The organism is Sodalis sp. RH24, assembly GCF_047324145.1.
Taxonomy (GTDB): Bacteria; Pseudomonadota; Gammaproteobacteria; order Enterobacterales; family Enterobacteriaceae; genus Acerihabitans.
In genome coordinates, this window is the sequence record NZ_CP178729.1 from 3,231,216 (window position 1) to 3,245,465 (window position 14,250).

At 59.8% G+C, this 14,250-nt stretch carries 14 protein-coding genes; 6 read left to right on the forward strand and 8 right to left on the reverse strand.

Going from position 1 to position 14,250, the window contains the following annotated elements:
* Nucleotides 1-14 precede the first annotated feature (14 nt).
* A complete protein-coding gene (locus tag ACL2XG_RS14695; RefSeq protein WP_413721852.1) occupies nucleotides 15-659 on the reverse strand; it encodes a TenA family protein in 645 nt (214 codons plus the stop codon).
* A 2-nt stretch (nucleotides 660-661) separates the two neighbouring features.
* Complete coding sequence (locus tag ACL2XG_RS14700; protein ID WP_410012603.1) at nucleotides 662-1,504, reverse strand: BtpA/SgcQ family protein; 843 nt, start codon at nucleotides 1,502-1,504, stop codon at nucleotides 662-664.
* Between the two features lie 27 nt (nucleotides 1,505-1,531).
* On the opposite strand from ACL2XG_RS14700, the gene ACL2XG_RS14705 reads away from it, so the two are divergent.
* On the forward strand, nucleotides 1,532-2,431 hold the full coding sequence (locus ACL2XG_RS14705) for a ribokinase (protein WP_413721851.1): 900 nt from the start codon (nucleotides 1,532-1,534) through the stop codon (nucleotides 2,429-2,431).
* A 91-nt stretch (nucleotides 2,432-2,522) separates the two neighbouring features.
* Here ACL2XG_RS14705 and ACL2XG_RS14710 read toward each other — a convergent pair whose 3' ends face one another.
* Complete coding sequence (locus ACL2XG_RS14710; RefSeq protein ID WP_413721850.1) at nucleotides 2,523-3,494, reverse strand: substrate-binding domain-containing protein; 972 nt, start codon at nucleotides 3,492-3,494, stop codon at nucleotides 2,523-2,525.
* A 415-nt stretch (nucleotides 3,495-3,909) separates the two neighbouring features.
* Here ACL2XG_RS14710 and ACL2XG_RS14715 point away from each other — a divergent pair, with 415 nt between their 5' ends.
* The 5 genes from ACL2XG_RS14715 (at nucleotide 3,910) to ACL2XG_RS14735 (ending at nucleotide 9,400) form a co-directional block, all read left to right on the forward strand.
* Nucleotides 3,910-4,929 carry a LacI family DNA-binding transcriptional regulator gene (locus tag ACL2XG_RS14715; RefSeq protein ID WP_413721849.1) on the forward strand — a complete coding sequence of 340 codons (1,020 nt, stop codon included), beginning with the start codon at nucleotides 3,910-3,912 and terminating at the stop codon, nucleotides 4,927-4,929.
* A gap of 432 nt (nucleotides 4,930-5,361) precedes the next feature.
* The gene (locus ACL2XG_RS14720; RefSeq protein WP_410016658.1) at nucleotides 5,362-6,108 is read left to right on the forward strand and encodes an ATP-binding cassette domain-containing protein; all 747 of its coding nucleotides are present in this window, start codon (nucleotides 5,362-5,364) and stop codon (nucleotides 6,106-6,108) included.
* 23 nt (nucleotides 6,109-6,131) lie between these two features.
* A complete protein-coding gene (locus ACL2XG_RS14725; RefSeq protein WP_410016659.1) occupies nucleotides 6,132-7,127 on the forward strand; it encodes an ABC transporter permease in 996 nt (331 codons plus the stop codon).
* Between the two features lie 5 nt (nucleotides 7,128-7,132).
* On the forward strand, nucleotides 7,133-8,212 hold the full coding sequence (locus ACL2XG_RS14730) for a phosphotriesterase (RefSeq protein WP_410012607.1): 1,080 nt from the start codon (nucleotides 7,133-7,135) through the stop codon (nucleotides 8,210-8,212).
* A 45-nt stretch (nucleotides 8,213-8,257) separates the two neighbouring features.
* On the forward strand, nucleotides 8,258-9,400 hold the full coding sequence (locus tag ACL2XG_RS14735; protein ID WP_413721848.1) for a M20 family metallopeptidase: 1,143 nt from the start codon (nucleotides 8,258-8,260) through the stop codon (nucleotides 9,398-9,400).
* A 41-nt stretch (nucleotides 9,401-9,441) separates the two neighbouring features.
* Here the strand turns inward: ACL2XG_RS14735 and ACL2XG_RS14740 are convergent, their stop codons facing one another.
* From ACL2XG_RS14740 to dnaB, 5 genes are all read right to left on the reverse strand, one after another.
* Nucleotides 9,442-9,795, reverse strand: coding sequence for an MmcQ/YjbR family DNA-binding protein (locus ACL2XG_RS14740; protein WP_410012609.1), 354 nt, complete (start codon nucleotides 9,793-9,795; stop codon nucleotides 9,442-9,444).
* A 2-nt stretch (nucleotides 9,796-9,797) separates the two neighbouring features.
* Entirely contained in the window at nucleotides 9,798-10,214 is a 417-nt protein-coding gene (locus ACL2XG_RS14745) for a secondary thiamine-phosphate synthase enzyme YjbQ (RefSeq protein WP_410012610.1), read from the reverse strand.
* Between the two features lie 177 nt (nucleotides 10,215-10,391).
* Entirely contained in the window at nucleotides 10,392-11,582 is a 1,191-nt protein-coding gene (locus tag ACL2XG_RS14750; RefSeq protein ID WP_413721847.1) for an aromatic amino acid transaminase, read from the reverse strand.
* 94 nt (nucleotides 11,583-11,676) lie between these two features.
* A complete protein-coding gene (gene alr, locus ACL2XG_RS14755; protein WP_413721846.1) occupies nucleotides 11,677-12,771 on the reverse strand; it encodes an alanine racemase in 1,095 nt (364 codons plus the stop codon).
* Nucleotides 12,772-12,788: 17 nt separating this feature from the next.
* Complete coding sequence (dnaB, locus tag ACL2XG_RS14760) at nucleotides 12,789-14,195, reverse strand: replicative DNA helicase (protein ID WP_410012613.1); 1,407 nt, start codon at nucleotides 14,193-14,195, stop codon at nucleotides 12,789-12,791.
* Between the last annotated feature and the right edge of the window lie 55 nt (nucleotides 14,196-14,250).

Consider the following 14,250-nt stretch of genomic DNA (forward strand, 5'->3'; position numbering starts at 1 on the left):
GTTGTTTCCCTGCCTTATTGGGTATACGCCGCCTCGTGAAAATCAATTTCCCACACCAGCACCTGGCGGTAAAGGGCGGAAAGGCGCCGGCGCTCCGTCTCCGGCAGGGCCGCGGCGAGGGCGTCCAATTCCTCTTTTAACCAGCGCGCCTGGGCAAAAAACGCCTCGGCGGCATGCATCTCCACCCAATGGCGCAAATCGGCGTCCGACTGCGCCGACTCGCTGACGCGCCGACACCAGGCGTAATACATCCACTCGGCGCCGAACATCAGGGTAATAATATCCGCATAGCCCCCCTGCCGCGCCGCCGCCAGCATACCGTCGCGAAAACGGGCGACCGCCGGCACATCGCGCCTGTAGTTGTTAATATCGATGCCGCGCCTTGCCAGCACGTCCTCAAAATAGCCCATCTGCTCGTCCACCAGCGCGTTTAGCACGCCCACCAGCCAGCGCTGCTGGCGGATGCCAGGCGCCTTGCTCACCGCCAGGGCAAAAATGCCGATGGCCGTGGCGACAAAATCGCCTTCAAACACCAGGTACTGGTTAAACACCCGCGCCGGCAGCCGATCCTGCCCGATATCGGTGACAAAACGATGCTGCTGCATGGCCTGCCAGGTGGATTGATGTTCCGCCAGCAATTGTTCGCTAAAACTTATCACGATCACGCCTCCAGCGCGGCCCGCGCCGCGGCCATAAAATGTTTAACCCGCGCCGGCTCCACTTCGTTCCACCATACGCCGCCCACTTTCAGGGTGCTGGCCACGATCACCCCCTGGGTGCGCTGCAGGATCTGTCCTACGTTATCTGGCGTGACGCCCGACCCGACCAGCAACGGCAACGCCGTGGCCGAACGGATTTCGTCAATTTCCTCCAGGGTGGCGCTGTCGCCGGTGCGCTGGCCGGTGGCGATCACCGCGTCGGCCTGGAAAAAATCCACATCGCGGGTCAGTTCCTGGATGGAGCGATCGGCGACAATGGCATGGCTGCCGTGTTTTACATGGCTGTCGGCAAATACCCGGATATGCTCGGCGCGCAGCAGGCTGCGATAACGCAGCGCCCTGGCCGCCGCCCCCTCGATAAAACCTTCGTTGGCGATGTAGGCGTTCGCCCATTGGTTGACCCGGATAAAATCCGCGCCGCCCGCCAACGCCGTGGCCAATGCCGGCAACGCCGCATTGGCCAATACATTGATGCCGAGCGGCACGCCGAATGCCATCTTAATACGATCGGTAATCACCGACATTAACGCCGCCGTTTCCGGGCCGATATCCTCGGGTTTAGAAAAAGGAATATCGCCGTGGTTCTCGACAATTAATCCATGCACACCGCCTTCAATATAACTTTTTGCGTCATAGAGCGCGCGATCAATTATTTTAGCAAAAGACTGGCCTTTATATTGTGGCGAGCCGGGAAAGGCTTCGCAATGGACCACGCCAATAATCGCTTTGTTTCTTGAAAATATATCTTGTATTGCGCTTGGTTTTTCTGCTGATATAGATGCCATTATGTTTCACCTTCTAAGGAATAAGTTATGCACGTCTATGTCGTGGGTAATATGGGCGTTGACCAGACCTATCAAATCGATGAACTGCCGGAAAAAGGCGCATCGATCCATGGCCGAAAAATATCGCAGGATCTTGGCGGTAAAGGCGCCAATCAGGCCGTAATATTGGCCCGCTGCGGAATAAGCACCACGTTAATCGCCGCCCGCGGCAACGATCATCAGGGTGACTGGTGTCGCGATAAATTAGCTCAGGAATCATTAACATTATTTCCAGAAGAACCCTTGGATTGTGCGACCGATACCTCGATTATCTTAAACAGCGCCGACGGTGATAACGCCAATATTACCACCACCACCGCCGCCGGGATGTTATCGCTGGCGCAGATAACTTCCGTCCTGGCCGATGCCCGGCCGGGCGATATCGTCTTGCAGCAGGGTAATTTCTCCTTTGATAAAACGCGCGCCATTTTTGAATATTGCCGCAGCCGCCGGTTATACACCGTGTTTAATCCCTCGCCGGTCAAAACGGAATTCGCCCGGCTCTGGCCGCTGGTCGATTTGGCCGTGGTGAACAGCGTCGAGGCCCGTTTGCTCAACGCCGCCCTGGAAAACAGGACCGACGCCGCACGGCGCCTGCTGGCCGGCGGCAACGGCGCCCTGGTCATGACCCTGGGCGCCGACGGCGCGGTATTGTTCAGGGACGGCCGGCAACTGCGGGCCGAAGCCGCGCCCTGCCGGGTCGTCGACACCACCGGCGCGGGCGATACCTTTTTGGCGGCCATGCTGGCCTCCGCGCTGCGGCGCGACCTGCCGGTTGATGCTATCGCCCTGCGGCACGCGGGCCTGGCGGCGGCAGTCACCATCGGCCGCAGCGGTACGCTGCGCGCGTTTCCCACCCGCGCCGAGCTTGACGCCATCCTGGCGTGACCGGACGCGTTCATCCATCCCGGCCCGGGCCGGGATGCCGTACGGGTAATGGCGTTATCACCCATGACCATCAACACCGATCCGATCGGCGTTATTTAAACAATGGCCGATAGGTATCGACGTTGGTTTTGGTCACCACCGCGGCCGGTACCAGGATATTTTTCTCCACGCTGTTGCCGGCGGTTACCGCGTTTAGCGCCTTCAACGCCTCGGCGCCCATTTTCTGCGGATCCTGCTGCAGTACCGCCGCCACATACCCCTGATCGATACCGGCAATCGCCTGGGCGGTCAAATCCCAGCCGAAGACCTTGATATCGCCCTGGCGTCCCTGGTTGACCACCGCCGCCATGGCACCCAGCAGCGCCGGCTCGCCGGTGGCGTAAATCGCGGTCATATCCGGGTTGCCGGTGATCAGGTTTTCCGCCGCGGTCAGGGCATCATCCTGGATATTGCGTCCGTCCACCACATCGGCGACGGTAATCGCCGGATTCTTTTTTAACGCGTCTTCAAAACCTTTCTGCCGGGCATTCTGAATGGCTGAGTTCAGGGCGCCGACAATACCGACCTTCGCTTTGCCGTTCATATTTTTTTGTACATAATCGGTAAAATAATCGCCCAGGATCTGGCCTCCTTTGACATTATCCACGCCCACCTGGGATTTTTGCGGGCCGTCCGGGAGTACCGCGTCGATGGCGATAACCGGTATATGGGCGTCCGCCGCTTCCTTAATGGCGGGCATAATGCCGTTGACATCAATAGCATCCACCAGGATGCCTTTCACTCCCTGCTGGATATAGTTTTCGATGGCGTCATTCTGCGCCACCGGATTGTCGTTGGCATTAAAGATGACCAATGATTTACCGCTCTCTTTCGCGGCTTCCTGCGCGCCTTTATTCATCAGGTTAAAGAACAACGCCTGCTGGTTAATTTGCACCAGCGCGTAGGTGGGCGGCGCGTCCTTGGCCATTGCCCCGGCGGAGAAAACCCCGCCGGCCACGAGCGCGGCGGCGCTTAGCGAGCATGCTACAGTACGGATAATTTTTTTACTGGCATAGAATGACATAACGTTGTCCTCGTCGGAAATAAACGCTCAGGGCATGATGGGAAATGTAAAGCGGCAGCCGCGTTACGCATCAAGGATTATTTTTTGGCGGGACAAATATCTGATAGCGCGAAGAAACATTCCCGGGCTTAAATCGTTTTCGCCGGGTTTGCATACATCGTCACTGCTGAATCCTTACCATAACCTGTCCATGTAGGCTATTTCACGGCAGGAACCAACAGGCTTGGGAATAACTCCCGGTTACTCTTTGGTGCAGGTAAACTGTTAATTACAATTAATCGGCGCCGTTTTTTTGTCAAGCGCTAATTTTTTTATGGCTAGCAGCCGGGAGCCCGCGCCGGCTAAAAAAAGGCTGTAAACGCCTGACCAAAATGTGTTAACAATACCGCTGGATTCACTGACAGCGGTGGGCTGGATGGGTAAAAAAAGGGTCGTACTGTCGGATGTCGCCGCTCTGGCGGGCCTGTCCAAGGCTACCGTTTCGCGCTACCTGAATAACAGCATCGTCCTGCCGCAGGCCACTATAACGCGTATCGAGGATGCCATTGCCAGTCTGGACTATCGGGCCAACAGCCTGGCGCGCCGCCTGAGCAAGGGCGGCAGCGAGACTATCGGCCTGGTGCTGCCGGATATTACCAATCCGTTTTTTGCCGAGCTGGCCGATGCGGCGGAAGAGGCGGCCTCTGAACACCACTACAGCCTGGTGCTGTGCATTACCCGCAATAATCCCGACAAGGAGCGTCAGTTTATCCGCTGGCTGGATACCTGCCAGGTGGACGGCCTGCTGTTCACGACCAACCGGCCCGATAACGGCCTGCTGCGCGAGGAGTTGCTGGGCCATCAGCGCATCGTGCTGATTGACGAGGATATCCCGGGCAGCGCCGTGCCTAAGGTCTTTGTCGATAATGTCCAGGGCGGAATACTGGCCACCCAGCATTTGCTTGATGCCGGACACCGGCGTATCGCCTTTGTCGGCGGTCCCGACGCCCTGATGAGCGTGCGGGAACGGCATGAAGGATTCAGGCAGGCGATGGCGCGCGCCGGTTTGAGCTGCCCGCCGGAATGGGTACTGTATGGCGATTACAGCCGCGAGTTCGGCCAGGCCGCCCTGCACCGGCTGCTGGCGCTGCCGGATGCGCCGAGCGCGGTATTCGCCGCCAGTGATTATCTGGTGCTGGGTCTGCTGGACGGACTGCGCCAACGGGGCCAAAGCGCCCCCGACGCACTATCGCTGGTCGGCTTCGATGACGCCAGCTATGCCGAGCTTATCACCCCGCGGCTGTCCACCATTCGCCAGCCCGCCCGGCTGCTGGGCCGCACCGCCATTGAGATTATGATGAAGCTGCTTGGCGGCGGCCAGGCGGTGGCCCAGGTTACCCGCATCCCGGTGGAATGGATTGGCCGCGATTCGGTCAAACCTTATGCCCCGGTCTAACGCTTTTGCACCATAACGGCGCATGCCTGCACAACCCTGCGTCACGGCGCGGTAATCCGCGCCGGTCCCCCTGACCGGCAAGTCCGGGATCGCAATGTTGCGAATAATTTTTATTATCTTAAAAAACAGTTAAATACCTGTTCATTACACCAATATGTCGCCCCCGCCCCATCCTGAATGGCATGAAAGCTGCTTGATGGCGTATGGCGATACAAATATCCATGAGCAGCGCGTTATTGCGAGTGGAGCGGCGAAAGTGGATTCCCGTTATTTTGGTAAACCGGTTTACAAAGGAATGCAAACCGAAAATAACGGCAATTTCCGACGCCGGCGTGACGGCCCTGCGGGCCGGCATGCCCCCCCTTCGTATTTGTTAACACGAGTGGAGGTTAATCAATGGCTGTAGCACAGAGGGTGCCACCCCGGGTGGAGATGGTGGCCATCACCAAAACCTACGGATCCATACGTTCGCTACGCGGCGTCAATCTCAAGCTGGCGCCGGGCGAGGTGCTGGGACTGGTCGGCGATAACGGCGCGGGCAAATCCACGCTGACCAAGATTTTATCCGGCGCGGTGGTCCCCTCCAGCGGCGCCATCCGCATCGACGGCAGCGAACAGCGATTCGCCACGCCCGCCGATGCCCGCCGCTGCCATATCGAAATGGTCTATCAGGATTTATCGTTGTGCGACACGGTGGATGTGGCCGGTAATTTATTTATGGGCCGGGAGCCGCAGACGCGGCTACTGGGCATGCCGTTCCTGGATGAAAAAAGAATGCATGCCGAGGCGCGGGACATGCTGCAGGGGCTGGGCATTTCCATTCCCGATACCCGTCTGCTGGTGCGCAACCTGTCCGGCGGGCAACGGCAGGCCATCGCCATCGCCCGCGCCGCGGCATTCGAACCCAAGGTGCTGATCATGGATGAGCCGACCGCCGCGCTGGCGGTGGCCGAGGTGGAGGCGGTTCTGGCGTTAATCAAACGCGTCAGCGCCCGCGGGGTCAGCGTGATCCTGATTACCCACCGCTTACAGGATCTGTTCCTGGTATGCGATCGCATTATGGTGATGTACGAGGGCACGAATGTTGCCGACCGCCGGGTGGCCGATACCAGCCTGGCGGAAATCGTTAACCTTATCGTTGGCGAAAAGTTCGAGGCGCATTCCGCCCGCGCCCATTAACGGGGGATCTCCGCATGAGTATGATAAATATGACCAGTACCCGAATGATCCGGCACTCCCTGCCAAGACGCATCCTGCACAATCACTCCGGCGTGGTCAGCATCGCGCTGTTTTGCCTGTTCTGCTGCGTGGTGTTTGCGCTGATTACCGATAACTTCCTCAGCGGCGCCAACTGGCTGAATATTATTCGCCAGAGCGCGCCGCTGCTCATTGTCGCCACGGCCATGACGCTTGTGATCACCACCGGCGGCATCGACCTGTCGGTAGGATCCACCCTGGCCCTGGTGGGCGCGCTGTCCGCCATTGCCCTGAATAACTGGGGATTGCCCTGGCCGGTGGTGCTGCTGGGCGGCCTGGCGCTCGGCGGGATGATAGGCGTGCTTAACGGGTATTTTATCGCCTACGAAGGCATCCCGGCCTTTATCGTCACCCTGGCGACGCTTGCGGTGGTGCGCGGCGTGGCGCTGCTGATAACCCAGGGCTATTCCATTCCCATCCCGGCCGATAGCCCTTTTACCCTGCTGGGACGGGCATGGGTGATAGGGTTGCCCTTGCCGGCCATCCTGGGCGTGCTGGCCCTGCTTTGCGGGCATGTTTTGCTTAATCACACCCGTTTCGGCCGTTATGTCACCGGCATCGGCTCCAACACCGAAGGAGTCAGGCGCGCGGGGGTCAATACCCGCGCCACCACCCTGTGGGTGTATGTGCTAAGCGGCATGAGCGCCGCGCTGGCGGGAATGATTATTACCGCCCGCCTGGGCAGCGGTTCCTCCAACCAGGGCGAGGGATTCGAGCTGCAGGTTATCGCCGCGGTGGTGCTCGGCAGCACCAGCCTGTTCGGCGGATTCGGCACCATTATCGGTACCCTGCTGGGGGCCCTGTCCATTGCCGTAATCCAAAACGGACTGATCCTGTCGCATATATCGCCGTTTTATACCCAAATTGCCACCGGCACCATAATCCTGCTGGCAATCTGGCTCAATACCCGCATTTTTAATCCCGTGCCGACCAAAGGATAGACAGGATGCAAAACTCGATTTTCCGCCATGCCGATCCGCTGCCGCTCGGCGTGGACAGCGGTTATGTGATGACGGTGCTCGGCCCGCTGCCGGTGGCGCGGATGGGGGTGACCCTGATGCATGAGCATATTCTGCTGGATGCTTCCGGCAAATGGGTGCCGCCCTGCTGCTGCAGCGAACGCCACCTGGCCGAAATGCCGGTGCGGATGGAAAACCTCGGCGAACTGGCGCTCAATCCCCTGGCCAGCCGCGATAATTGCCAGCTGTTCGACCCGGAGCTGGCGGTGGCGGAGCTGATGAAATTTCGCGCGCTCGGCGGCGAAACGGTAGTTGATCCCACGAATATCGGCATCGGCCGCGATCCGCTGGCGTTGCAGCGCATTTCGCGCCTTACCGGCCTGAATATCGTGATGGGCACCGGCTTTTACCTGGAACCCTCGCATCCGGCCTACGTCAAGACCCGATCGGTGGAACAGTTAACGGAGCAGCTTATCTACGATGTCGGCGGCGCCGTGGAAAAACCGCTGGTTATCGCCGGGCTTATCGGCGAAATCGGCGTATCCGCCGCGTTTACGCCGGATGAAGAAAAATCGCTGCGCGCCGCCGGACGCGCCAGCGCCGCCACCGGCGTGCCGATGGAAATCCATTTGCCGGGCTGGGAACGCCACGGCCACCGGGTGCTGGACATCCTGGAGCATGAGGGCGCCGACCTGCGCCATGTGGTGCTGTGCCATATGAACCCCAGTTTCCAGGATAAAACCTATCAGCGCGATCTGGCGCGGCGCGGCGCGTTCCTGGAATACGATATGATCGGCATGGGTTATTATTATGCCGATGAAGCCGCGCAATCGCCGTCGGACGAAGAAAACGCCCGCGCCATTCGCGAGCTTATCGACGACGGGTTTATTCAACAGGTGCTGCTGTCCCAGGATGTGTTCCTGAAAACCATGCTGACCCGCTATGGCGGCCATGGCTATGGTTATATTCTCAAGCATTTTGTACCGCGCCTGCGGCGCCACGGCATCAGCGGCGAGCAGTTGGAAACCCTGATGATCGATAATCCCCGGCGTGTCTTTACGCGCTGAATGCCGCGGGGCATCGCCCCCGTGGCGCTGATTGCGGACCAAGCCATGAACCCGAACGATGACGTTATTTCACTCACCCGCGCCCTGGTGCGGTTTAATACCATCAATCCGCCCGGCGACGAGTCTTTATGCATGGCATTCCTGGCGGATTATCTGCGGGAACAGGGATTCAGCATCGATCTCAAGCGGTTCGGCGAGCGGCGGTTTAACCTGGTGGCCCGCCTCGCGGGCCGGCGGGCCGACGAGAAACCGCTGGCGTTCACCGGCCATGTGGATACCGTGCCGCTCGGCAACGCGGAGTGGCGTTTTGACCCCTTTGCGGGCGAAATCAGCGACGGCCGGCTGTACGGGCGCGGCGCCAGCGATATGAAAGCGGCCATCGCCGCCTTTATCGTCGCCTGCCGCCAGTATCGCGATGCCATCCTGGCAGGCCCCGGCGTGGTGCTGGTCTTAACCGGCGGCGAGGAAACCGGCTGCGACGGCGCCCGGGCGTTGATCGACGCGGCGCGCGACACATTGCCGGCGGCAGGCGCGCTGATTGTCGGCGAACCCACCGCCAACTATCCGGTCATCGGCCATAAGGGCGCCTTGTGGCTGCGCTGCGAAACCCGGGGAAAAACCGCCCACGGCGCCATGCCGGAGTTGGGTATCAACGCCATTTACCTGGCCGCCGAGGCAATAGGCAAGATCCGTCATTTCACGCCGGGCGCGCCGCATCCGCTGATGAAACAGCCCACCCTGAACGTCGGCACCATCCGCGGCGGGCTGAATATCAATTCGGTACCGGACCATAGCCAATTTGACGTGGATATCCGCACCGCGCCCAATCTGCGTCATGACGAAATCCGCCAGCGGCTGACCACCGCGCTGGGCGATACCGTGACGGTGACGACGCTTGTGGATCTGCCCGCGATACTGACCGAGCCCCGCAACGCCTGGATCCGCCGGGTATTCGAACGCTGCGCCCCGCTGCATGACGCGCAGCCAGAGCCGCGCGTGGTGCCCTATTTTACCGACGCCTCGCTGCTGCTGGGCGCGCTGGGCGCGCCGCCGTGCATTATCCTCGGCCCCGGTGAACCGACGATGGCGCATCAAACCAACGAATACTGCGCGGTGGATAAACTACGGCAGGCCGTAGCGCTGTATGGCGCTTTAATTAGCGACTGGGGAAAATACGGCGCGGCGTAACGGCACAGGCGCCGCCGCAGGGTGAGCGCGTTTTCGCCCTGTCAGATATTCAGTTCCTGGCGCCGCGCGTCCGGCAGCGATTCCACCGCCAGCTGCCAGGAGGCGTCGGCCAGGTGATAAAACTGCGAATCAGGGATATCCCCGTCCAGGAACAGCGTATTCCAGTGCGTTTTATTCAACAGGCCGCACGGCACGATGGCTTGATATTCCGCGCGCAGCGATGCCGCCATTTCCGGACTGCTTTTCAGTGAAATCACGGGCTTGCCATTCATTTCGTGGGTCATGGCGAACATAACCTCCCCCACTTTTACCTGACTGGCCTGCCATTCTTGCCGCAGGCTCTGTTCCGTGCCCGGCTTATCCATGCAATACGCCAGAAATGTGGATTGATCCATATTTACTCCCCTTGCAGGGTAGCGACGATGCGGCGCTCCCCTCCCCGATTACGATGTTCACCCAGCCAGATGCCCTGCCAGGTCCCCAATAGCAATTTACCCCGACCGATGGGGATCAACAGTGACGCACCCAGTAAAGACGATTTAATGTGCGCGGGCATATCGTCCGCGCCTTCGTAATCATGTTCATAGGGGGCGTCCTCGGGCACCTGGCGCAGGAAATGGCTTTCCATATCGGTTCTGACGCTGGGGTCGCAGTTTTCATTCAGCGTCAGCGAGGCGGAAGTATGCTGCAGCAATAAATGCAGCAGGCCGGTGCGAATATCGGCAAGCGCGGGGAGCTGGCCGGCTATCTCGTCGGTGACCAGGTGAAAACCGCGCGCGCGGGCTTTCAGGATCAGGGTTTGTTGATGCCACATAGTTCAGGCTCCTTTTAATAAGTTTAAGTATAGCAGCGCGAGCATAGGGGCATACCGCCGTGGAAAGGGGGTTATGAATAGAGGGGGGAACCGGAGAAAAGCGGGCGTTCATGGCAGGCGCCGGCGGCCCGCCGCCGGCAAAACGCGCGGCGGGCCGTTGGGGCATTGCCGGGCACATTACAGCGCGGCGATAGCCCGCGCTACCCGCTGGACGTTATCGGTGTTCAGCCCGGCGAGGCACATCCGGCCGCTGCCAATCAGATAAACGCCAAACTCGTCGCGCAGCCGGTCCACCTGCCGCGGGCTAAGGCCGGTATAGCTGAACATGCCGCGCTGCTCCAGCAAATAGTCAAAACGACGCGCGGGCAACGCGACTTTCAGCGCGCCCACCAGGTCCCGGCGCATCTGCAGGATACGCGCGCGCATGGCGGCGACTTCCTCACGCCACAGCGCGTACAGCGCCGGATCGTTAAGCACCCGCGCCACCACCTGCGCACCAAAATTAGGCGGGCTGGAATAGTTACGGCGCACGGTGGACGTCAGCTGGCCCAGAACGCGCCCGGCTTCTTCCGCGCTGGCGCAGACCACGGACAACGTTCCCACCCGCTCGGCATAGAGCGAGAAAATTTTCGAGAACGACTGGCTTACCAGGCATGGCAGTCCCAGCCGCGCCATTTCGCGCACCGCATAGGCATCCTCATCCAATCCTTCGCCAAAGCCCTGGTAGGCAATATCCAGGAACGGGATGAGTTCCCGCTCCGCCACCACGCTGATAACCCGGTCCCATTGTTCGCGGGTGAGATCGGAACCGGTGGGGTTGTGGCAGCACGGATGCAGCAGCACGATGCTCCGGGCCGGCAACTGGCGCAGGCATTCCAGCATGGCGCTGACATTGACCGTCAGCGTTTCGCCGTCAAAATAGGGATAACGGTTGACCTTAAACCCTGCGCCGGAAAAAATGGCCACATGATTTTCCCAAGTCGGATCGCTGACCCAGACTTCGGACTGCGGGAAATAATCCCTGAGGAAATCCGCGCCAATCCTTAACCCTCCCGAGCCGCCCAGGGTCTGGATGGTGGCGATGCGCAACGCCGCGCGCATCGGATGATGCTCACCGAACAGCAGCGACTGGCTGGCGGAACGGTACGAGGCCAGTCCCGCCATCGGCAGGTAGGATGATGCCTGCGTCGGGCTGACTTCTAGCAGGGATTCGGCTTGCGCCACCGATTTCAATTGCGGAATAATCGCCTGCTCATTGTAATACAGCCCTATGCTCAGGTTGACTTTGTCCGGTCGCGGGTCCTGTTTGTAGGTTTCCATCAGCGACAGGATTGGATCCCCCGCATAAGCATCAACATTCTGGAACACAGTGCAGCTCTCCTGGGTTGTCGGGTTCAAATATGAAACCTCGCCACTACATTACCAAATAAATATAATTATTTGTCATAACCCTAATTAAAATTTAACGGATGTCGCCGCCATCCACATACTCGCGCGCGACCCGCGAGGTGACCTTGGTGATAAGCTCATAGGCGCTGATGCCGCTGGCGGCGGCAATGCGTTCCACCGGAAGCCGCGGCCCCCACAGCTCGACGCGGTCGCCCACGCGCTCACGCCCGTCCGGCCCGAGATCGACGGTCAGCATATCCATGGACACCCTCCCCGCCAGCGGCACTTCGCGGCCATTAACCAGCACCGGGGTGCCGTTCGGCGCGCTGCGCGGATAACCGTCGCCGTAGCCGAACGCCACCACGCCGAGGCGGGTATCGCGCGGGCTGACCCAGGTGCCGCCGTAACCGCAGGCCTCGCCGGCACGATGGCGGCGCACCGCAATCAGCACGGAGGCGAGGGTCATCGCCGGGCGAAAACCGTCGTCCGCCGCCGTTCCGTGGTCAAGCGGCGAGACGCCGTAGAGCAGGATGCCGGGGCGGACCATATCGCGGTGGGATTGCGGCCACAGCAGGATGCCGCCGGAAGCGGCAATGGATTGTTTGCCCGGCCTGCCCTGCGCGAAGGCGTCGAAAACGGCCAGTTGCCGGCGGGTGGTATCCAGCTCCGGCTCGTCGGCGCGGGCAAAGTGGCTCATGATATTTACCGGCCCGGCGACATTCCGACTGGCCGCCAGCCGCGCGTAGAACGCCTCGGCCTGGGACGGACGTACGCCCAGGCGGTGCATGCCGGTATCCAGCTTCAGCCAGACCTCTAGGGGATGCGCCAGCGTAGCCTGTTCCAGCGCCTGCAGCTCCTCGGGGCTGTGCACCGCGGTGGCGAGACGGTATTCGGCCAGGAGCGGCAGCTCATCGGCGCTGAAAAATCCCTCCAACAGCAAAATCGGCTTGGTGATGCCGGCTTTGCGCAGCTGAAGCGCCTCGTCAAGGCGCGCAACGCCAAAATAATCGGCCTCATCCTGCACGGCGAACGCGGTTTCCAGCAGCCCATGACCATATGCCTGCGCTTTTACCACCGCCACCACGCGGCTATGCGGCGCCAACCGGCGAACCTGCCGCAGGTTATGGCGCAACGCATCACGGTCAATAACGGCGATTGCCGTTTTCATTATCCTTGTCCTGGTTGTTAATCATCATCATATTGCGGCCCGGCGTAACTGTCGAACCGCGACCACTGTCCGTTAAAGGTCAGCCGTACCGTCCCGATCGGGCCGTTACGTTGCTTGCCGAGAATAATTTCCGCGATACCTTTCATATCGCTGTTTTCGTGATAAACCTCATCACGATAGATAAACATGATCAGATCGGCATCCTGCTCGATGGAGCCGGATTCACGCAGATCGGAGTTGATCGGACGTTTATCGGCGCGCTGCTCCAGGCCGCGATTGAGCTGGGACAGCGCCACTACCGGTACCTGCAATTCTTTAGCCAACGCTTTCAGCGAACGGGAAATTTCGGCGATTTCCAGGGTACGGTTTTCCGACAACTGCGGCACGCGCATCAGCTGCAGGTAGTCGATCATGATAAGGCTCAGGCCGTCGTGCTCGCGAAAAACCCGCCGGGCGCGCGAGCGTACATCGGTCGGCGTCAGCCCCGACGAGTCATCGATATACATATTGCGTTTTTCCAGCAGGATGCCCATGGTGCTGGAAATTCGCGCCCAGTCCTCATCGTCCAGCTGGCCGGTGCGGATACGCGTCTGATCGACGCGGGACAGTGACGCCAGCATACGCATCATGATTTGCTCGCCGGGCATTTCCAGGCTGAAAATCAGCACCGGTTTATCCTCGGTCATAGCGGCGTTTTCACACAGGTTCATGGCGAACGTGGTTTTACCCATCGACGGGCGCGCCGCGATGATAATCAAATCGGATTTCTGCAGGCCGGCGGTTTTTTTATCCAGATCGGAATAACCGCTTGAGACGCCGGTAACGCCGTCATGCGGTTTTTGGTACAACTGCTCGATGCGCGCCACGGTGTCTTCCAGGATGCGGTCGATGCTCTTGGGACCTTCATCCTTGCTGGCGCGGTTTTCGGCAATCTGGAATACCCTGGATTCCGCCAGATCGAGCAAATCCTCGCTGCTGCGCCCCTGGGGATCGTAACCGGCGTCGGCGATTTCGTGGGCGACGGCGATCATTTCACGCACCACCGCCCGTTCCCGCACGATATCGGCATAGGCCGAGATATTGGCCGCGCTGGGCGTGTTTTTGGATAATTCCGCCAGGTAGGCGAACCCGCCCACCGAATCCAAATCGCCTTTCTGCTCCAGCGACTCGGAAAGAGTGATTAGATCGATCGGCTTGTTCAGCTCCAGCAAACGCTGCATCTCGCCAAAAATCAGGCGGTGGGGACGATTGAAGAAGTCCTTGGCGGTGACGCGTTCCGCGACGTTATCCCAACGTTCATTATCCAGCATCAATCCGCCCAATACCGACTGCTCCGCTTCCAGCGAATGGGGAGGAAGTTTCAGACCCTCGACCTGGCGGTCACGGGAAAATTGTGTTTTGGCGGCTGGTTTTTTTTCTGACATGGAATAATGGTTTTGCCTGATAGATGCGACATTGGGTAAAACAGCATTGTAGCGT